The sequence below is a fragment of the Bacillus sp. FJAT-25509 genome (assembly GCF_001420605.1).
Classification (GTDB): Bacteria; Bacillota; Bacilli; order Bacillales; family Bacillaceae_G; genus Gottfriedia.
In genome coordinates this window covers 260,987-281,006 of the sequence record NZ_LJIZ01000021.1, presented here as the reverse complement: position 1 = coordinate 281,006, position 20,020 = coordinate 260,987, and the positions used below count along the sequence as shown (strand labels likewise).

Annotated in this window: 24 protein-coding genes and 1 other annotated feature; of the genes, 9 read left to right on the top strand and 15 right to left on the bottom strand. The window is 32.1% G+C overall.

What is annotated here, in order from left to right:
* Positions 1–31: 31 nt before the first annotated feature.
* The 4 genes from yhbY to AN960_RS14420 are packed head-to-tail and all read right to left on the bottom strand — an operon-like array spanning position 32 to position 2,803.
* Positions 32–322: a ribosome assembly RNA-binding protein YhbY gene (gene yhbY / locus AN960_RS14435; RefSeq protein WP_056472795.1), complete on the bottom strand. Its 291-nt coding sequence runs from the start codon at positions 320–322 to the stop codon at positions 32–34.
* Positions 316–1,152 (bottom strand): shikimate dehydrogenase, encoded by an 837-nt coding sequence (gene aroE, locus AN960_RS14430; RefSeq protein ID WP_056472793.1) that lies wholly within the window; start codon positions 1,150–1,152, stop codon positions 316–318. Before aroE ends, yhbY begins: the two co-directional genes overlap by 7 nt.
* Before the next feature lie 23 nt (positions 1,153–1,175).
* Positions 1,176–2,285 (bottom strand): ribosome biogenesis GTPase YqeH, encoded by a 1,110-nt coding sequence (yqeH, locus tag AN960_RS14425; protein ID WP_056472790.1) that lies wholly within the window; start codon positions 2,283–2,285, stop codon positions 1,176–1,178.
* On the bottom strand, positions 2,282–2,803 hold the full coding sequence (locus tag AN960_RS14420) for a YqeG family HAD IIIA-type phosphatase (protein ID WP_056472787.1): 522 nt from the start codon (positions 2,801–2,803) through the stop codon (positions 2,282–2,284). Before AN960_RS14420 ends, yqeH begins: the two co-directional genes overlap by 4 nt.
* 238 nt (positions 2,804–3,041) lie before the next feature.
* Here AN960_RS14420 and AN960_RS14415 point away from each other — a divergent pair, with 238 nt between their 5' ends.
* Positions 3,042–3,203, top strand: a complete 162-nt coding sequence (locus AN960_RS14415) for a sporulation histidine kinase inhibitor Sda (protein WP_429892020.1) — start codon at positions 3,042–3,044, stop codon at positions 3,201–3,203.
* Positions 3,204–3,331: 128 nt separating this feature from the next.
* On the opposite strand, the gene AN960_RS14410 is transcribed toward AN960_RS14415, so the two are convergent.
* The gene (locus AN960_RS14410) at positions 3,332–4,111 is read right to left on the bottom strand and encodes a phosphatidylserine decarboxylase (RefSeq protein WP_056472784.1); all 780 of its coding nucleotides are present in this window, start codon (positions 4,109–4,111) and stop codon (positions 3,332–3,334) included.
* A gap of 306 nt (positions 4,112–4,417) precedes the next feature.
* On the opposite strand from AN960_RS14410, the gene AN960_RS14405 reads away from it, so the two are divergent.
* The 4 genes from AN960_RS14405 (at position 4,418) to crcB (AN960_RS14390) (ending at position 7,446) form a co-directional block, all read left to right on the top strand.
* Positions 4,418–5,035 (top strand): GTP pyrophosphokinase, encoded by a 618-nt coding sequence (locus AN960_RS14405; RefSeq protein ID WP_056472780.1) that lies wholly within the window; start codon positions 4,418–4,420, stop codon positions 5,033–5,035.
* A gap of 853 nt (positions 5,036–5,888) precedes the next feature.
* Complete coding sequence (locus AN960_RS14400) at positions 5,889–6,650, top strand: CPBP family intramembrane glutamic endopeptidase (RefSeq protein WP_056472778.1); 762 nt, start codon at positions 5,889–5,891, stop codon at positions 6,648–6,650.
* Positions 6,651–6,700: 50 nt separating this feature from the next.
* On the top strand, positions 6,701–7,090 hold the full coding sequence (crcB, locus tag AN960_RS14395) for a fluoride efflux transporter CrcB (protein WP_056472776.1): 390 nt from the start codon (positions 6,701–6,703) through the stop codon (positions 7,088–7,090).
* Entirely contained in the window at positions 7,087–7,446 is a 360-nt protein-coding gene (gene crcB, locus AN960_RS14390; protein ID WP_056472773.1) for a fluoride efflux transporter CrcB, read from the top strand. Before crcB (AN960_RS14395) ends, crcB (AN960_RS14390) begins: the two co-directional genes overlap by 4 nt.
* Positions 7,447–7,499: 53 nt before the next feature.
* Here crcB (AN960_RS14390) and AN960_RS14385 read toward each other — a convergent pair whose 3' ends face one another.
* Positions 7,500–7,952 carry an SRPBCC family protein gene (locus AN960_RS14385; RefSeq protein WP_056472771.1) on the bottom strand — a complete coding sequence of 151 codons (453 nt, stop codon included), beginning with the start codon at positions 7,950–7,952 and terminating at the stop codon, positions 7,500–7,502.
* A gap of 180 nt (positions 7,953–8,132) precedes the next feature.
* On the opposite strand from AN960_RS14385, the gene AN960_RS14380 reads away from it, so the two are divergent.
* A complete protein-coding gene (locus AN960_RS14380; RefSeq protein WP_056472768.1) occupies positions 8,133–8,678 on the top strand; it encodes a GNAT family N-acetyltransferase in 546 nt (181 codons plus the stop codon).
* Positions 8,679–8,741: 63 nt separating this feature from the next.
* On the opposite strand, the gene AN960_RS14375 is transcribed toward AN960_RS14380, so the two are convergent.
* From AN960_RS14375 to AN960_RS14365, 3 genes are all read right to left on the bottom strand, one after another.
* Positions 8,742–9,974 carry an aminopeptidase gene (locus AN960_RS14375; RefSeq protein ID WP_056472764.1) on the bottom strand — a complete coding sequence of 411 codons (1,233 nt, stop codon included), beginning with the start codon at positions 9,972–9,974 and terminating at the stop codon, positions 8,742–8,744.
* 226 nt (positions 9,975–10,200) lie between these two features.
* Complete coding sequence (locus tag AN960_RS14370; RefSeq protein ID WP_056472763.1) at positions 10,201–11,301, bottom strand: prephenate dehydrogenase; 1,101 nt, start codon at positions 11,299–11,301, stop codon at positions 10,201–10,203.
* Positions 11,302–11,337: 36 nt separating this feature from the next.
* Complete coding sequence (locus AN960_RS14365) at positions 11,338–12,423, bottom strand: bifunctional 3-deoxy-7-phosphoheptulonate synthase/chorismate mutase (RefSeq protein ID WP_056472760.1); 1,086 nt, start codon at positions 12,421–12,423, stop codon at positions 11,338–11,340.
* Positions 12,424–12,525: 102 nt separating this feature from the next.
* Positions 12,526–12,752 (bottom strand) — a binding site (T-box leader).
* A gap of 258 nt (positions 12,753–13,010) precedes the next feature.
* Between AN960_RS14365 and sigK the strand changes: the two genes are divergently transcribed.
* Entirely contained in the window at positions 13,011–13,730 is a 720-nt protein-coding gene (gene sigK, locus AN960_RS14360) for an RNA polymerase sporulation sigma factor SigK (protein WP_056472757.1), read from the top strand.
* 74 nt (positions 13,731–13,804) lie between these two features.
* On the opposite strand, the gene AN960_RS14355 is transcribed toward sigK, so the two are convergent.
* The 5 genes from AN960_RS14355 to AN960_RS24070 form a co-directional block, all read right to left on the bottom strand.
* Positions 13,805–14,038 carry a YrhC family protein gene (locus tag AN960_RS14355; RefSeq protein WP_056472755.1) on the bottom strand — a complete coding sequence of 78 codons (234 nt, stop codon included), beginning with the start codon at positions 14,036–14,038 and terminating at the stop codon, positions 13,805–13,807.
* Positions 14,039–14,753: 715 nt separating this feature from the next.
* A complete protein-coding gene (locus AN960_RS14350; RefSeq protein WP_056472752.1) occupies positions 14,754–15,398 on the bottom strand; it encodes a TetR/AcrR family transcriptional regulator in 645 nt (214 codons plus the stop codon).
* A 3-nt stretch (positions 15,399–15,401) separates the two neighbouring features.
* Complete coding sequence (locus AN960_RS14345) at positions 15,402–16,418, bottom strand: ABC transporter permease (protein ID WP_056472750.1); 1,017 nt, start codon at positions 16,416–16,418, stop codon at positions 15,402–15,404.
* Entirely contained in the window at positions 16,415–17,134 is a 720-nt protein-coding gene (locus AN960_RS14340) for an ABC transporter ATP-binding protein (RefSeq protein WP_056472747.1), read from the bottom strand. Before AN960_RS14340 ends, AN960_RS14345 begins: the two co-directional genes overlap by 4 nt.
* A 167-nt stretch (positions 17,135–17,301) precedes the next feature.
* Positions 17,302–17,433 carry a hypothetical protein gene (locus tag AN960_RS24070; RefSeq protein WP_429900968.1) on the bottom strand — a complete coding sequence of 44 codons (132 nt, stop codon included), beginning with the start codon at positions 17,431–17,433 and terminating at the stop codon, positions 17,302–17,304.
* Positions 17,434–17,615: 182 nt separating this feature from the next.
* Here AN960_RS24070 and AN960_RS14335 point away from each other — a divergent pair, with 182 nt between their 5' ends.
* On the top strand, positions 17,616–18,251 hold the full coding sequence (locus tag AN960_RS14335; RefSeq protein WP_056472744.1) for an FMN-dependent NADH-azoreductase: 636 nt from the start codon (positions 17,616–17,618) through the stop codon (positions 18,249–18,251).
* A gap of 126 nt (positions 18,252–18,377) precedes the next feature.
* Positions 18,378–19,127, top strand: coding sequence for an SDR family oxidoreductase (locus tag AN960_RS14330; protein WP_056472741.1), 750 nt, complete (start codon positions 18,378–18,380; stop codon positions 19,125–19,127).
* Positions 19,128–19,311: 184 nt separating this feature from the next.
* Here AN960_RS14330 and mtnN read toward each other — a convergent pair whose 3' ends face one another.
* The gene (gene mtnN, locus AN960_RS14325) at positions 19,312–20,004 is read right to left on the bottom strand and encodes a 5'-methylthioadenosine/S-adenosylhomocysteine nucleosidase (RefSeq protein ID WP_056472738.1); all 693 of its coding nucleotides are present in this window, start codon (positions 20,002–20,004) and stop codon (positions 19,312–19,314) included.
* Between the last annotated feature and the right edge of the window lie 16 nt (positions 20,005–20,020).

The following is a 20,020-nucleotide window of genomic DNA, read 5'->3' as shown; positions in this document are numbered from 1 at the left end:
GCTTCTCCTCTAATTAACGGTATTTAACATATTAAGGTAGTACGATTGTTTTATTTTCTTTAGACTCTTTATATAGAACAATTGTATGTCCAATTACTTGTACTAGTTCAGCATTTGAACCTTCAGCTAACTGCTCTGCTACATCATAACGATCATCATCGCAATTTTGAAGTATGCTTACTTTTAATAGTTCCCTTACTTCAAGTGCTTCTGAAATTTGCTTAACCATATTTTCATTAACTCCACCTTTACCTACTTGAAAAATAGGGTTTAAGTGATGAGCTTTCGAACGTAAAAATCTTTTTTGTTTACCTGTTAACATTTTGTTCCTCCAAGTTTTCTTTCTAATAATGAGTATGCATCAATCGTATTTGGAAAAATTCCCGTCCACTCTTGAAATGCTAATGCTCCTTGATAAATAAACATCGGTAATCCGTTTTGTATAGTCGCATTTCTTTCTTCAGCTTCTTTTAAGAATACTGTTTTAAATGGGCTATATATTAGGTCCGATACAATTGCATCTGGTGATAAATTAGTTAGCGCTAATGGCGTACTATTTTCATTTGGCTTCATTCCAACAGAAGTTGTTTGAATGATAAGAGAAAAGTGACCTAAATGTTCTTCAGCATCTGAAATAGACATAATATTAACTTCATTCATCAGCTTACCATCTAGTAGATCCTCTGCTTTTTCTATCGTTCGGTTTGTGACTGTAATATGCTTAACACCCAAGTGCAGTAAACTATAAAGGATCGCCCTAGCAGCACCGCCTGCACCGATAATCAAAATCTTTTCTTCTTCAATCGGATTTTTCAAAACATAGGATAAGCCCCTACAATACCCCATACCGTCAGTATTTTTACCGTACAGTTTTCCATTTTTATTGATAACTGTATTAACAGCTCCAATCGCTTTTGCCAATGGATCAATTTCATCTAAGTACTGCATAATTTCTACTTTTAGTGGAGCTGTAACATTAAATCCTTTTACAGTTGAACGAAATTCTGTCATAACTGATTCTAATTCTGTTATCCCAACTTCTTTTGCTGAATAGTGCCCCGGAATTTGATTAGAGCCAAACCATTCATTATGCATAGTTGGTGACATTGAATGACCAATCGGTTGACCGATTACATAATATTGGTCTTTCATTTCTCTTAGCCCCCAAATTATTCTTATATAATAGAATTACGTAGAGTTACAGCTACTCCTTTTGGTACATAAGCTATTATTTTTGCACCTGGTTCATTCACTGTGATCCAACCTAACCCTGAATAAACTATATCAGTTTTAGCATCTTTTATCATAAATTCATGCTTCACTAATTTAGGAAGTTCATTTATTTGTTCACCATATGGTGGAACTAATAATTCCCCAGCTTGTCTTTCATATAAATCATCAGCGTTTTCTTGTTTAGTACGATGAATTGTTAATTCGTTTGAGAAGTGACAAGTAAAAGAACGTCTTCCACCCTCTAAATAATCAAAACGAGCTAACCCACCAAAGAATAATGTTTGTCCCTCATTTAATTGATAAATCATAGGCTTAATTTCTTTTTTCGGTGTAATAATCTTTAAACCTTTTTTATCAACAAAATGAGCCATTTGATGATGATTAATAATACCAGGTGTATCAATTAGATCACTCTGATCATCAAGTGGGATTTGAATCATATCAAGTGTTGTGCCTGGAAAATGCGATGTAGTAATAATATTACTATTTTCTTCACTATAACGTTTAATCATTGTGTTGATAAACGTTGATTTCCCAACATTTGTACAACCTACTACGTATACATCCTTACCTTCACGATGCTTCTCAATACTTTCAGCTAATTCGTCTATACCAGTGCCTTTTACCGCACTAATTAAATGAACACCTGCAGGTTTAAGCCCCCAACGTTTTGCAGTTCCGCTCATCCATTGCGTAAGCTTATTTTTCTTAACTGACTTAGGAATTAAATCTGCCTTATTTCCTACTAATAATATTTTGTTATTTCCGACGAATCGATTAATTCCATTTAACCAGCTGCCAGAAAAATCAAAAACATCAACTACTTTGATAACAAGACAGTCCTTAGAGCCTATCCCATTTAAGATACGAATAAAGTCAGAATCAGTCAACTCTACATCTTGAATCTCATTATAGTTTTTTAAACGAAAACAACGTTGGCAAATAATCTCGTCTTTTTCTAATGAAGATGGAGGTGCATATCCAAGCTTGTTTTTATCCTCTGTTTGAATTTCAACCCCACAACCAATACATCTTACTTCTGTATTACTCACTTTTTATCCTCCCATTGTAGTAATCCTTGCTTCCTTAAAGATGAAAGAATTCTACGTTCTACCATTCGATTAAATCTTGTCCAAATTCCATCCGTGCTTGCAACCGGAACAACTAAAATAGTATGAATTCCTTGTCGATTGCCTCCAAATACGTCTGTAAGCAATTGATCTCCAATCATCACGACTTCATTTGACTTTAAATTCATTTGTTTATATGCCTTTTTATATGATGTAGCGAGTGGCTTACGTGCACGATGAATGAATGGAATTCCTAAAGGATCACAAAACTTTCCAACACGCTCAGCATTGTTATTCGATACAACCGTAATTTTAATCCCTGCATCATCCATGCTTTTGAACCATTTAGTTAGCTCTGGAGTAGCTAATGGACGGTCCCATTCTACTAACGTATTATCTAAATCCGTAATGATTCCCTTAATTCCTAAGCCTTTTAAATGCTCAGGCGTAATTGCATAAACATTATTAACAGTTTCACTCGGTAAAAATTTATTAAACATTATTACACCTCAATATATTCTTAAAATCGTTCGACAAATAACTACAACCATTCAAACTGTGGATAAATCTATACACATTATCCTTAGTCCAAGAACCTACCTTTTCAGAATATATAAACAAATTACCCACAACTTATCCACCTATTTCTGTGGATAAACGAACGATTGTTCTATTTTTAAAAATTTGATACAGTAAGTTTACGAAGAAATTCAAAAAACTTTACTCACTCGGAGGTGAATGCCCAACCGGGCAAAAAATATGTACAAATTAAATGATGAGTTGTTACTTGAGTCGTACAAAAAAGCTCTTGGTTTACAGCTTGATCCTGCTTTCATTTATTTAATTGAAAAAGAAATAAAACGAAGAGGATTAGATTTCTATATTAAAAAAACATCATAATCATTTTTATTATTTTCAATATATGCAAATAATACAAGCGAAATTAAAATACAAGCACTCTTTACAATAACAGAAAAAGAACCATCTTTCTATATGATGGCTCCCATTTCGTGAAAAAAAGTGCATACTTAGTGTAATTTACCAAGATTTTGACCAACTCTTATCGCTTCGCCGGATTGAAGTTTCAAATTTGGTGAAAAACTATTAGCTTCAAAAAGTAAAACAACTGTAGAACCGAAAGAAAAATACCCTACTTCTTCACCTTTTTTCATACGCTTTTCTTTTTTGGTTACTACGATTGTGTTAACAAACATAGCACCAACTTTAATCATCGCAACATGTTTATTGTTTTCAGAGCATAATACTTCTGAAATAACTCGATAATTTTTGGAAAGTGGATCTTTACCATACGTTAATCCTGCTTTATTCACGGGATAAGATTTAGCACCTAACTCGAATTGTGAAACAATTTCGCCTTCGATTGGGCTATGTATACGATGATAATGGCTAGGACTTAAGTACAATACCATATAATAACCCTCATCATATTTTTCTGCCATTTCCTTTGAACCTAACATCTCAATAATGCTATATGTCTTGCCTTTAACGACAAATTTAATATCCATTTCAATTTTCCCACAAGACTCTAACACACCATCTACAGGACAAGCTAATTCACTTTCACCAGCATGAATCGGTCTGACATTTTGTTTTAATTCTCTAGTAAACAAGGCATGTAAAGTAGGAAAATCAGTCTCTTTACTTTCATCCATATTTAAATTAAACGCTTTAATATAAGGATTAATAAACAGTCTACTAAATCTAGAAGTAGCAAACCTACGCAAAAGACCAGAAGTAAAACGATTATTCGTCAACTCTATAAACAAACGATAAAAACTTTGTTTCATCAATGTACTCCTAACTAAAATTATATATATAAATTTATAACATATTATTCCAAAACTAACAAAACCCTAAATGATCTTACTATTATTACTATCAATTGCTTATTCTTTTAATATAACTTGGACTCTCTACATCTTTGATCCTTGTATAAGGCTCCTGCCATTGCTACTATTACTATTCCCTTTTTCCTAATACCTTAAAAATCCCTATACTATACTTTACTTGTCACTAACTGTTCACCAAGATTTCACACTGAGTTCACATTAAGCTGGTAGAATACTGATGTAATATACATTAGGAGGTTGCCTATGTTGAAAGATCAAAGCTTAGGTGAGTGGACTAACACACTTTTAATATATAAATTTGCGTTAGATGAAATCAATACTAAAATTAGAATTTTAAATGAAGAATTTACTTTAACTCATAATCATAATCCAATCGAACACGTAAAATCACGCTTAAAAAAACCTGACAGTATAATGGAAAAGCTTGAGCGAAAAGGTTTAGAATTAACACAATATAATCTAGAAAATTATATGAGTGATATAGCTGGCGTTCGTATTAGTTGTTCCTTTATTAGTGATATTTATATGATCTATGAACTGTTAAAACAACAAGACGATATTTATATAATAGAAATAAAAGATTATATAAAGAATCCAAAACCAAATGGTTATAAAAGTTTTCATATGATTATTGAAATACCAATTTTCCTTGCTTCTGAAACGAAAAGAGTAAAAGTAGAAATCCAAATTAGAACCGTTGCGATGGATTTCTGGGCAAGCCTTGAACACAAGATTTTTTATAAATACAATAAACAAGTTCCAAAAGCAATTATCGAAAGCTTAAATGAAGCTTCCGCAACTGTAAATTCATTAGACTACAAAATGGAAATGATTAGAGATCAAGTAGAACAGTTGAATTGATTTGAGCAGGATTTTAGATAAGGTCTTAAGAAGATGATAGCTTCGAACCCTCTCTCTTCTTTCCTGTTAATCCCAAAATCAAATTAGAATTGAAGAAAACAAGGTATATCAACATACCTTGTTTTCTTAGTTTTGAAATTTAAAATAGGAACATTAAATAAACAATTACTAATGATGAAATGATCATTTTTTGGTTGATCTATCTATTAATGGTTTTAAATTTTAATATGTTAGAGCAATTTTATTGTTCCAATAACACTAGCTAATTTTTAGAAAAACAAATTCATTTGAATAGTTTATTAATCAATGTTCAATATTAATTACCTGTAAACTGGTTAAACAATTGTTAGGATACTCTTAGTAAAGGATATTTGATTAGTATTTATTGCAGATTTTTTTTGATGAATAAGTTGATTGGAACGAAAGGGGTGCTCGACTCCTAAGGGAAATGCGGGAAGCCTGAGACCCCGCAGGAACGAACGCGACGAGGAGGCTAAAGAATCTCGCCCCATGGAAAGCGAGCATCCTGTAGTGGAAATCAACCTCACAATACTCCTTTTACGAAAATTTGATAATTAATTGACAAGATTGTTTTTCAACAGTGCGAAAACAAGGTATATCAACATAACTTGTTTATACATTAATTATTTTTAAGTACCCTTTCAACTATCATATAATTCATTGAAACTCTCATATATTAAATAACAATGGTTTTAAAATAATTAGGCTCATTTATTCTATTTCTAGTTCTTTCAGCTTTAAATTTAAGATAAAATAGGATATGTTAGTATAAATATAAATTAGATTAACTAGAAAGTTTGTGAACATAGAACAAAAAATTGGAGGAGCCGATTTGGATAATGAATTAAACTATAAAACAATCATTCCAGAAAATATTCCGAATGAACGTAAGTCCGCCTTAAAAACCCTTGGCTACTATTTTTTAATATTTATTGTTGGGTTGAACTTACTAATCTTGATTGCTTCAATATGGGGTATGATTTTTGTTAATGTTGCAGATATAAATCTTACTGAAAAACAATTTAATAATCTTGTAAATACCGTTTCAATTTATTCGGATTCAATTTTTGGTGTCCTCAGCTTATTATGGCTATATTATTATACGAAGAAAAAAGGACTACTAACTTTAAGACGAATAAATATAAATGTGATTGACGTTGTAATCGTCTTAGGAGCATACGTGGTTCTTATGGCTTCTTCACAACTTCTTGATGTTATTTTTCAACATTTCAATTATTCAATTGCTACTCCAGATAACCAAAAAGCAGTGGAAGGCTTATTGCGAACTAATCCAATCCTTATGATTATATCAGCGGTAATTCTTGCACCAATTAAAGAAGAATGGATTACACGTAAGTTAATTATTGGTTCAATTTTTAAAAACTCTCCAATCATTGGATTAATTGTAAGTTCATTTGGGTTTGGTTTATTGCATATGCTTGCTGGCTTTTCAATCTATGCATTACTATCTTATTCTTTAGCTGGTTTAATTTTTGGTATGATCTATATCAAAACAAAAAAAATCGAAGTTACGATTTTTGCCCATTTTTTAAATAACTTAGTTTCAATTATTGCTTTTTTTATTGTAAACTAACAAAAAAACGCTCCTAGGGGCGTTTTTATAATGCATTTATGAGGTGTGAAATGAATTATTTATTAATACTAATCGGAGGATTTTTTGGAGCAATTCTTCGTTACATAATAGGTCTATCAATTCATCCACTTTCAAATGGATTTCCAATTCAAACATTTTTAATTAATATCATTGGATGCTTCTTTTTAGGTTTCTTTTTACCAATGGCAAAAGTTAAATTAAAACCTGAATATACTTTACTAATCGGAACAGGATTTACCGGAGCATTCACTACATTCTCTACTTTTTCACTTGAAAATGTAATACTGATGGATGAAAAAAAATTACTAGTAAGTTTAGTCTATATCATCTCAAGTTTAGTTGTAGGAATAAGTTTGGCGTATCTTGGTTTTAAAATGGCTGAAAAATTCAATAAAGTAAAAGGAGAAACCTCATCATGATTTTTATTGTTGGAATAGGTGGGGGGATCGGAGCAATTTTTCGCTATGCCCTTGGAAACTATGTTAATAAAAAAGTTAAAACAAATTTTCCTGCTGGAACATTCGTTATCAACATACTCGGATCGTTTATTTTAGGCTTAATAAACCATTTATATCTCGATAAATCGATTTCTATCACAATGTGGTTGTTTATTGGGATCGGAATATTAGGTGGATTTACAACCTTTTCTACATTTGGTTACGAAGCGATTCAATTATTACTGGCAAAAAAGTATAAAACTGCATTATCTTATATCATTTTATCTACTATTATTAGTATTTGCAGTGCATATATCGGTTTTCATATATTTAGATGAACCGGATTCTAAAACAAAAACCTCTGATCCCAGAGGTTTTTTATTTTCAAGTTTCACCAGCCGAAATCTAATGTTTTACCGGTTTCTGCATATGTTTTTACATTACTTAAAATCATTGGCCACGTAGATTTTGTATTTTCATATGATGGGTGATTTTCTGGCCATTGATCGTTAAGTAGTGTTAATTTTGTGCATTCACCCATCTCTTCAAGTGTAAGTGTAATTCTAGTTTCTAATGCAGCATGATTTTCACGGTAAACTGGGCCAGGATGTTCAGTATAGCTCATCATTTTGTGGGGTTCAAAAGCTAGTATTTCCCCATAAACATGCACTGTACGATCTCCATCTTCTCCTGGTCCAATATATTCATATTGTGCTCCGACTTCAAATGTTGATTTTAAAATGCAACCAAAAAAGATAGCCTTTGTTCCTTCTGGCGAAACAAATATGTTCCACACTTTTTCCGGTTTTGCTCCAATATAAAACTCATACTTAAGATCTTCCATTTTCTCATCCTCCATTCGTTTTATGTGTAGAATGATGAATTGACTCTAGATGTCACTTCCATTATATACCAAAAACGGTTCAACTTATTATTTCATTTGTTTTCAAGTATTTATATATTAAAATTAAATCGTACGAAATTTATTTAAAGCTCAAAATCAATTTTAATGAGGGGTGACAAGATGAATTTAACTTATGAAGTGATAGACGAGGATCACATTGAGTTATGTAGAGATTTATGTAATGAATTAATGACTTTTCAGAAGGCAAAAGCGAAGATAAAACCAGAGTTGTTTGATGGTATGAATTTCGATACACGCATGGTTCCTTCAGTTAGAAAAGCTATACATAATTATATTGTGATCGTAAAAGATGAAGATCAAATCGTTGGTTACGTTTATTCGAATATTTCTCCAAAAGAAGTATACTCAAGCGAATTTGCAACTTTTTTTGACCTTTCATCAGTCCATAAAAAGAATGTTGGTTGTTTATCTCAATTTTATATAAAAGAAGAATATAGAAAATATGGAGTAGGCTCTGTACTATTCAAAATGTCAATGAACTGGCTAAAACAATTTGATGATGTAGAGGATTATTTTATCTATGTTTCAAATGGAAATGAGAACGCTCTAGAATTTTATAAACGCAAGGGTTTTTCTGTTAGTCATACAATATTAGATGGTTTTATAACGGTTCTCAGAAGTAACGATCAATTTCAAAATATTTAAGAAAAGTATAAAAAAAGGTTTCTCAAAATATCTTTTGAGAAACCCTTTTATTTTTATTTACTATTAAAATGCCCAGTTACCATTTCTCATGATTGGTTCAACTGTACCATCTTCTTTAATTCCATCAATATTTAATTCCGCTGATCCGATCATAAAATCAACGTGAGTTAAACTTTGGTTGATTCCTAATTTCTCTTGCTCTTCTGATGGTAATTTTTCTCCATCCTTCATATTGTTTGGATATGCTTTACCTAATGCTAAGTGGCAAGAAGCATTTTCATCATATAATGTGTTGAAGAAAATTAAACCTGTATTTGAAATTGGTGAATCATGTGGTACTAATGCTACTTCACCTAGACGGCGAGCACCTTCATCAGTATCTAATAAATGTTGTAAAGTATCATAGCCTTTTTCAGCTGTGAAATCGATAACTTTACCATCTTTAAATGTTAAAGAGAAGTTCTCAATTAAATTTCCACCATAATTTAATGGTAAAGTCGCTTGAACAGTACCATTTACACCATGGCTATGTGGCATAGAGAAAACTTCTTCAGTTGGAATATTAGGATTAAACCATTTTCCATCTTCACTATTCGCTCCGCCACCTTTCCATACATGATTATCTACTAAATCTAGTTTCAAATCAGTACCAGGTGCTGTGTAATGTAAAGTTTTGTAACGCTTGTCATTTAATTCAACAACTTTTTCTTGTAAGAAATCGTTATGTTTAACCCAAGCTTCAACTGGATTTTCATTGTCTACTCGGCAAATTTTGAATACTGAATCCCAAAGTAATTCCATTGCTTTATCAATTGATTCATTTGGATAAACTTTTTCAGCCCATTCAACACATGGAATAGCAACGATTGACCAACGAATTCGGTCAGCCATCATGTATTCACGATAATTATGTAGTGCTTTGCTAGCTGTTTTATTAAAATTTGCAATACGTTTTGGATCAATCCCTTTTAATAATTCTGGGTTTGGTGAAATTACTGATAAAACAGCACCGCCATTTTCAGCTAATTCTTCCATAGCTGTTACTTTCCAGCCTGGGAATTCTTCAAAAACTTCATCAGGAGCTAGTTCGTATTTAGTACGAGTAATTACATCATCATTCCAATCGATGTTTACATTTTTAGCGCCAGCTTCGTAAGCGAATTTTACAACTTTACGAACGAATTCTGCAGCTCCGATTGGTGCATTTATTTGTAATGTTTGTCCTGGTACGATATTAACACCACTTTTTACCGCAAGTTCAGCATATTTCTCTAATGATTTTTCAAACTGAGACATTGATATCCCTCCATGTTTAACGAATTAAAAACCTAACCTACTAAATTATAATATAAAGTTCAGAAAATTGGTACATAAAAGAGACTGACTATTCATTTTTATTTGAAATGTCAGAGAGACCTTAGCAGATTAGCAAATGACTTGATTACTTGTCGCTATTTAAACAAAAAAAGCACTTTCGAAAAGTGCTTTTAAGTGTATAGATAAAGTCCTAAAAACTGATTTTTTATGAAACAATATACGTCTCATAACCATTAACATTTAAGAACTTTTCAGCTTTCTCTCTGTCATTTTCTGTTTGAAGGCTTATTCTTAGTACACCTGGTAAGCCTTCACGTGATTCAATTATCCTTAGATTCGTAATGCTTACTTGGTGAATCGATAAGATTGTCGTGATGTTAGCAAGCTCACCAACTCGATCTAAAACGTCTACATACAAATCAAAATAACTTGGGATAGCGCCATTTGCTTTTGCTGGCATGTTGTCTCTAAAATCTTTTGATTCCTTGAAATAGTGAAAGATATCTTCTTGATCCTGGCTTTCAACAAGCTGATACATTTGTTTCATATCATCAATCCAATTTGAAATTAATGAAAGCAATGTATCCCTATTTTGAATCACAATATCAGTCCACATTTTCGGGCTGCTTGATGCAATCCTAGTAATATCTCTAAACCCTCCGGCAGCTAAGGCTGTTACTAAAGGCTCATCCTTCGAATAAGATTTAACTTGTTTTACAAGATTAGCAGCAATTAGATGTGGAAAATGGCTTACCACTCCGGTGATTTGATCATGTGTTTCTTCATCAATTACAACGAAATGTGAACCTGTTCCTTTAAGCCATTCTTTTAATTCATCAATTTGATCATTTTGAGTATTTTCACTTGGTGTCAAAATAAAATATGCATTTTCAAATAAATGAACTTTTGCACTCTCGATGCCAGTTTTATGCGAGCCTGCCATTGGATGACCTCCAATAAAGCAATATCCTTTATCTGTAAGAGTCTTCGAATGCCTCATAATTTCACTTTTCGTACTACCTACATCAGTTAATATGACATCATTCTTTAGTTCATATTCACTTAACATATGTATATATTTTATTGACTCCTCAACAGGGCAAGAAAAAATGATTAGATGAGCCTTCTCGGCACAGTCTTTAAGCTGCACCGAGATTTCATCTAAAACTTGAATTCTTTTACCAATTTCAAGTTGTTTTTCGTTTATATCATATCCAATTATATTTACATCATGAACTTTTTTTATTGCCAAGGCAATTGAGCCTCCGATTAATCCTGTGCCAATTAAAAGGACGTTCTTTTTCAAGGCATTCACCGCCTATCCTTCATTAAGTAATATTATTTATGATTGTAGTTTTGCACGGAAGTCTTTTAACTCAAACATAAATTCTTCAAATTGTGGGATATTCATTTGTTGAGCTGAATCTGATAAAGCAACTGCTGGATCAGGGTGTACTTCAGCCATTACTGCATCTGCTCCAATTGCTAAAGCTGCTTTTGCTGTTGGTAATAGCAAATCCTTACGACCAGTAGAATGCGTAACATCTACTACTACTGGTAAATGTGTTTCTTTCTTCAGAATCGGTACTGCTGAGATATCTAATGTATTTCTTGTAGCTTTCTCGTAAGTACGAATTCCTCTTTCACAAAGAATAATTTGGTCATTTCCTTGCGAAATAATGTATTCTGCAGCATTAATAAATTCTTCAATTGTTGCTGACAGTCCTCGTTTTAATAACACTGGTTTATTTACTTGACCAACTGTTCTCAGTAAATCAAAGTTTTGCATATTACGTGCACCAATTTGAATGACATCAACGTATTCTAACGATCTTTCAACATCATTTGGATTTAGTATTTCACTTATTACTGCTAAATCAAATTCATTTGCCACTTCTCTTAAAATTTGTAGTCCTTCGTATCCAAGACCTTGGAAATCGTATGGAGAAGTTCTAGGTTTAAATGCACCGCCTCGCATCATTGTTAAACCTTGTTGTTTCATAGCTTGTGCTACTGCACGTACTTGTTCGTAGCTCTCAACTGCACACGGTCCCATAATAAATGATTGAGAACCATCACCAAGGACAATATCATTTTTCACTGTAACAATTGTATTGTCAGGCTTTTTCTTTCTTGAAACTAATAGAGCTTTTCTGTGATCATCCTCTTGTAGTTCTAAGCTTGCTTGGAAGATCGTCTTGAAAATATGTTGTAAAGTTGACGTTTCAAATGGTCCTTCATTCACATTTGCAATCATATCTAACACTTCACGCTCACGAACTGGATCGAAACGCTTAATACCATGTTTAATCTTTTGCTGACCAATTTCTTGAACAACTTTTCCACGCTCGTTTAATAATTCAACGATTTTTAAATTAATCTCATCAACCTTATCACGTAATTGCACTAACTCATTATTTGTACTCATTTCTTTTTCCTCCTCAAATTTTAAATGTCTATTCCAATACCACTTCTTTTATCAAGAAGTAAGTATGTAAAAATGAAAACAAAAAGTCCCTACTGAATAAACAGTAGGGACGAATTAATTAATCGCGGTACCACCCTAGTTGTGAACAAAAAATCTGTTCACCACCTTCATTTTGTTAACGATCAAAATGACCGTTTCTATTTTCAATAAATGAAATAGAAATTGCTCCAAGAATGTAATTCAGCATACCATTTGTACTGACTCGCAGCCTACGTCAGCTCTCTTAAACAGGGAAGTTATGCCTACTGTGCTCTTATCATCGCAATATATTTAATTGTCAAAAGATTCATTAAAAAAGTTATTAATGAGGATTATAAATCACTTTTAAATAGGCTGTCAATGCATTTTTTTTCTAAAATATGTAACGATTTAAAAAAAGATACATCACTATCGGATTGGTAGCGCTTACTATTTTCAACAAATTTTTTACACTGCTTACATTTTTTTTATGGTACAGACACACAGAATTTGTACATTACATAAATATATAAATAACAACTAACCTTACCTTCCTTAGGAGTGATTATATGACTGGTTTATTTACCGCCTTAAGTCTTTTCTTAAAAGAAGTGTTTGTGTTTGTTTCATATGTTAAAAATAATGCCTTCCCTCAACCTCTTTCACAAGCCGAAGAAACGCTCTATTTAAATCGTATGGCAAATGGAGATGGAGAAGCACGAAATTTATTAATTGAACATAATTTAAGACTCGTTGCTCACATTGTTAAAAAATTTGAAAATACCGGAGAAGATGCTGAAGATTTAATTTCGATTGGTACAATAGGTTTAATAAAGGCAATTGAGAGCTTTGTTCAAGGTAAAGGAACAAAATTAGCCACATATGCTGCTAGATGTATTGAAAACGAAATACTTATGCATTTACGTGCTTTAAAGAAAACAAAAAAAGATGTCTCACTTCATGATCCGATAGGCCAGGATAAAGAAGGCAATGAAATCTCACTATTAGACATATTAAAAACTGAGACGGAAGACGTAGTTGATCAAATTCAACTGAATATGGAATTAGAAAAAATCAAGCAATATATTAAGATTTTAGATGACCGTGAAAAGGATGTAATTATCCAACGATTTGGTATTGATATGGATAAAGAACTAACTCAACGTGAAATCGCAAAGAAATTAGGAATCTCAAGAAGTTATGTTTCGAGAATTGAAAAACGTGCTTTAATGAAAATGTACCACGAGTTTTTAAGAGCTGAAAAAGAAAAGAAAAAAGATAAAAAATAAACCACTAAAGATGAATATGACCTCCAATTGTTAGTCAAATCTACCAATTGGAGGGAATTCATTTTTAGTGGTTTTTAAGCTTGCTCTTCTTTTTGCATTTTGCGTTTAAAATAATTGGATGTCAGAAAGAAACCTAATGCAAAAATCAGCATTGTAAAAACGATACTCTCGACGATCAATATTTTATGTTGGGTTAATCCGTCCTTTGGAAGGAGAGTTCCGATATAGAAAAAAGTAGCCAATGCTGTTGTTATTGCTCCAAATGTTTTAAAATCATTAACCTTCGCCTGTAGCTTTTTAAAATTCATGAATACTACACCTTCCCTTCTTGTTTACTTAATTAACTTTAACATATTTTATACAAGAAAAGTGAAGGTAATTAAAGGCAGTATATGTAGAGATTAGTAAGTATAAGAAAAACTAAAGTCATAAGATAAGTATTGTCTTGTTGATTTCCACTACAGGTTGCTCGCTTTTGTCCACAGCTCTTATAGAATATTGAACACAGAAAAGAATCAAATAATTGATACAACTGAATAAAGTAATTTTGATTTATTACTATATCGCTAAAGTATAATAGCTTACTAATTAATTTTATTTCAGCTCAATTCCAGAGCATATTTAAACACAAAGAAGAAAGAGATTATTTAAAATCCCTTTCTTCTGATAAAAATAGAAGTTGTCAAATTAATAAGTAATCTCTTGGTGATTTCCACTACAGGATGCTCGCTTTCCATGGGGCATGAGCTGAGCCTCCTCGTTCCTGCGGGGTCTCACCCTTCCTGCATCTCCCATAGGAGTCGATCATCGTCCAATCAATTCATCTAAAAAAGTTTATATTACAAATTGTCTCTAAATCAAGGTTGTAAAATTCAATATAATATCATCATGAATTAGGCTAATAGAACCAAAAATAGAAGCATTTCCATTTAAAATCAAATAGTATTAAAAACTCCAAAATTCTCATACCAAGATTTACCTTTTATAAACAAAAATCATATTTTTATCAAAATTAATTATAAGTTATTTCAACCCATTCTTAATAAACTCAATCGTACGTTCAGTTTCCTGTTCTTCGTTCCAAAAAGGGGTATTTTCTAGGACGATTGAAGAGATAACTAAACCAATTACTGTTGAGATAATTAATCTTAGTACTGTCGGTATCGGTAATTCTTTTATTTGTCCTTTATCAATAAACGATTGTAATACACTAGCTACTTTGGGGTACATTTTATCTTTAAAGAGTCTTTTTAGCTCTTCTTGCATATCGTCTTGGAATGGCATTTCTTGTATGATTATTTTTACAGCTGCTTTATTTTTCTTTGCAAATTCCATGCGATTTTTAATAAGCGCATTAAGAAAATCTTCAAATGTTTCGTATTCTAAATGAAATACTGCTTTAGAAAAACGATCCATTTCAAAAGGAGCAATTGTTTTTACTAATGTCGGTTTGATAATACTTTTTAGTAAATCCTTTTTTGTTTTAAAGTAACGAAAAATAGTACCTTCAGCAACATTTGCTTTTTTGGCAATTTCATTAGTAGAAGTACTAACAAAACCTTTTTCTGCAAATATTTCAATTGCAGCTTCAAGAATTTTTATTTCTTTTTCATTCATTTCTTGTAATTTTTCTTCTGGAAAAAACTCTTCTAATTTAATTGGTAACACTCCTTAAATTGAACGCTGTTTCTTTAAAGCAACTATATTTAAAGAAATAAATACGATTGAAAATCCAAGTAGGATCAGTAATTGAATTACAACATCTGAAAGCGACTGTCCTTTTATCATAATACCTCTAAGCGCTTCTGCTCCATATGTCAGTGGTAGAATACCCCCAATAAATTTGAACCAATTTGGTAAAAACGCTGTTGAGAAAATACCTGAAAAAAGAATTTGAGGGACTGCAATAACTGGAATAAATTGCACAACTTGGAATTCATTATTTGCATAGGCAGATAACAGCATTCCAAGTGTTAGAGCAGTTAGAGATAATAAAATATTAACTACGCAGACTTCCCATGCACTTCCTACATTATACATATCTAACACACTGATTGAAAAGACTGTTATAATGATCGATTGAATTAAAGCAAAAAATCCAAAGCCTAAAATATAACCAACTACTATTTCCCATCTTTTGACTGGCGTAACAAGTAATCTTTCAAGAGTTGTTGTTAATCTTTCCCTTACAAAAGAAATACCAGATAAGATAAATACAAATAAGAATGAGAAAAACCCAATAAAAATTGGTCCAATTGAATCAAATGATTCCATATTTTTACTACCATAAATTGGGTCCATTACAATTTTAAAATTCGAAGGTGTGTTTTCTTTAACTGCTGATTGAATAGCATCCATTACTGCAGTTGTTCTTGCCTTATCAGTCCCTTCAATTTGTACAACTATTTTCCCTGCTTTAAACAAAACAGCACCATCAAGATCCATGCTTTTTAACTTATCTTCTATGTCTGAAGGATTTACATTCTTTACTTTCGCATAATCTTTCACAATTTGCTCAAATGCTGGAGGTGCATCTACAAGGGCTAAAGTTGGTTTCGTATCATCCTGTTTTAAGATATACGAAAATAAAAACAATAATACGATAGGAGCAACAAAAATCATTGCAAGAGATCTTCTATCTTTTAAAAATTGTTTTATTATTCGTTTAGAAATTGCAAAGACTCTCATGAGCTCACCTCAGTATTAAAATATAGGTCTTCGATTTTACCTGTTTTTGATTGCGAGATTAAATTTTCAGTAGTATCTAAAGCAATTAATTCTCCTTCTCTAATTAATCCGATCCGTTCACATTTTTCAGCTTCTTCCATGATATGGGTTGTAATGATGATTGTAGTACCTTGCTTTTTCATCTCAAAAAATTGATTCCAAATTTGCTTTCTTAGTACTGGATCAATTCCAACTGTTGGTTCATCAAGGATTAGTAATGTAGGTTTATGGAGGATTGAAATGGCAAGAGAAAGTCGTTTTTTCATTCCTCCAGAGTATTGATTAACTTGTTTGTTTAATGAATCCTCTAAACCAACGATTTGAGCTACTTCTTGAATTCTCGACTTAAGTTCTTTGCCTTTTAAATTATATAGAGCACCGAAGAAATTTAAATTATCAGTTCCTGTTAAATCGCTATATAATGCGTCAGATTGCCCCATGTAACCTATAGACGGAAGGACAGAAAAATTAGGCATTTTTTTGTTGTAAACTAGTACCTCGCCTTTTGAACTTTTATCAATTCCAGCTACTAATTTTATTAAAGTTGTTTTCCCAGAACCTGATGGGCCTAAAATCCCAAAAATTTCACCTTCTCGGATGTTCATTGAAATATTTTTTAGCACAGCTCTTTTTCCAAATAAACGATCGACTTTCTGGATTTGAACTACATCGCTCATCGTAATCCTCCGTTCAAGTATATTTACAATCTATATTATTCAAAATGAGTGAGTACTCACTCTATACTTTCATCTTAGTTCATCCTTTACGATCAGTCAATAAAAAGTGAGTACTCACTCAATCATACTATAAAAAAAGGCTGCTAGGGCTGGTTATCCGCTTGGTTTTATAATAGCACCAATATATCTGCACCTTGAAACTCGGAAAGTTCTTTAATCGTAATACTCGAACTTGGTGTTATATCAATTACATAAACAAGGCAATGAAGACAATATTCCACCTCTACACTATATTGCACCCAAAACGCCTCCATTACAAAAAATAAAATGTATAAACAATATTTTAGAAGTATTTATTATTTGTGTATAACTTCACAAATATCATTGACATTTTCAAAAACAAGGGTTATATTACTGATGTGGTCAATCGCCGATTACATTTGTCGCCGATTATTCAATACTACACGAGGAGACATAATTAATGAATAGAATACTTGTAATAAATGCACATCCAAATTTCAATTCTGAAGAGGTATATAGTGTAAATGTATTAAATCATTTTAAGAACACACTTAAAAGTAAGGACCCTTCTGCAAAGATTGAGCAAATTAACTTGTATAACGAATTTATACCTAATGTAGATTCAAACGTTTTATCTGCCTGGGGAAAATTAAGTGAAGGTATTCAACTTAACTCAGATGAAGCTCGTAAAATAGAAAGAATGAATGAGATATTAAAGCAATTTAAAGAGATAAAGCAGTATGTAATCGCCTTCCCACTTCATAATTTCAATATTCCATCTAAATTAAAAGATTATATGGATAATATTCTAATTGCGCGTGAGACTTTTAAGTATACAGAAGACGGTTCAGTAGGGTTACTTTATGATGATCGAAAATTATTAGTCATTCAAGCCAGTGGTGCAATTTATACAAATGATGATTGGTATACAGAGGTTGAGTACGCTCATAAGTATTTAAAATCCATGTTTAATTTCTTAGGTGTTGAAGACTATCAAATAATAAGAGCACAAGGCACAGCTTTGTTAAAAAGAGAAGAAATATTGGCTAATGCATATAAGGAAGCTGAAGATGCTGCAATGCGTTTTATAAAATAATTGAAAAAATTTAGACTTAAGAACTATTAAGGATATGTCATTTTAAAAATGGTATCAATGAGCAAAAACGGCATACTAAATAATCAAATTAAATAATTAAATTCATAATTAGTGAGGTTAACATAAATGAAAATTGTAGTAGTTGGTGGTACTGGATTTATTGGAACTAAAATAGTTAGCAAACTTCGTGAGACAGAACATGAAATTATTGTAGCATCACCTTCCTTAGGGGTTAATACAATTACTGGTGAAGGACTTGTTGAAGTACTTATGGGCACAGATGTTGTAATTGATGTAACTAATTCCCCTTCATATGAAGACAACGTCGTATTGGACTTTTTTGAAACTTCTACTCGAAATATTCTTGCTGCTGAGAAAATTACCAACGTAAAACATCATGTTCATTTATCGATTATAGGTACGGATGGTCTTCTTGAGAGTGCATACTTCCGTGGTAAAATGGCTCAAGAAAAATTAATAAAAGATTTTAGTATCCCTTACACGATTGTTCGTACAACACAATTCTTTGATTTTATTCTGACTCTTACAGATTTATTTACCGATGGAGACACTATTCGTTTACCTGATTCGTATAATCAGGCAATATCCTCTGAAGATGCTGCAGAAGGCATAGTCGACTTTGCACTAAGTACACCAGTAAACGGTATTGTTAATTTAGCCGGACCAGATCGAATGAAATTTGCTGATTACGTAAAGGCTTACTTAGAAAGTAAAAGTGATATACGTAAAATTGAAGCAGACGAAAAAAATCTATACTTTGGTGCAAAACTTGGCGAGTTTTCGTTAGTTCCTACTCTAGAAGAAACTCTGCATACTGCCCCAACACATTTTAAAGATTGGCTTAAAGAAAAATAAGATATTAATACCTGCTTTAGTTTAAATCCCTATTTTTAAGTTTAGACTTCAATAACAAAGTAAAAAAATGTATGGAGCAATAGCTACCATACATTTTTTATTTTAATTTCACACTCTATTTTTCTACATTACAAAATAGATTTTCTAAAGAAAGATGCCTATAAGGCATCTTTACTTAAAAGATTTATAACGCTTTAATCATTTCCTCAACCATTAATGTTGAATTAACAGCTGCCGTATGAAGGAATTGATCAAATGAAATATTTGATTCTTTACCTGCAATATCTGACAATGCTCGTGTTACAACAAATGGTACTTTAAAAGCATAACAAACTTGAGCGATTGCAGCTGCTTCCATCTCTACAGCATATAGATCACCAAATTTCTCTTTTACAAAGTCTACTCGTACTGGATCATTCATAAATGAATCACCAGTTACGATTAATCCTTCAACAACTTGGATACCATTAATTTTTTCAGCGCATTTTTTAGCGATAGACTTTAATTTGTCATCAGAAGGGAATGCAGCTGGCATACCTGGAACTTGACCATATTCATAATTGAACGCGGTAACGTCTACATCATGATGACGCACTTCAGTTGAGATAACAACGTCTCCTACATTTAAGTCAGTATGAAGTCCGCCTGCAGATCCTGTGTTAATAACAACATCTGGCTGATATTTTTCTAAAAGAATTGCTGTTGCCATTGCGGCATTAACTTTACCAATTCCAGACTTTAATAAAATTACTTCTTTACCTTCGTATGTACCTATATTATATTCTGAGCCTGCAACTTCTTCTTTTCTCAGGTTGTCTAATTTATCACGTAATACATGTACTTCTTCTTCCATTGCTCCAATAATAGCTAATTTCATTCTTTAAATTCCCTAC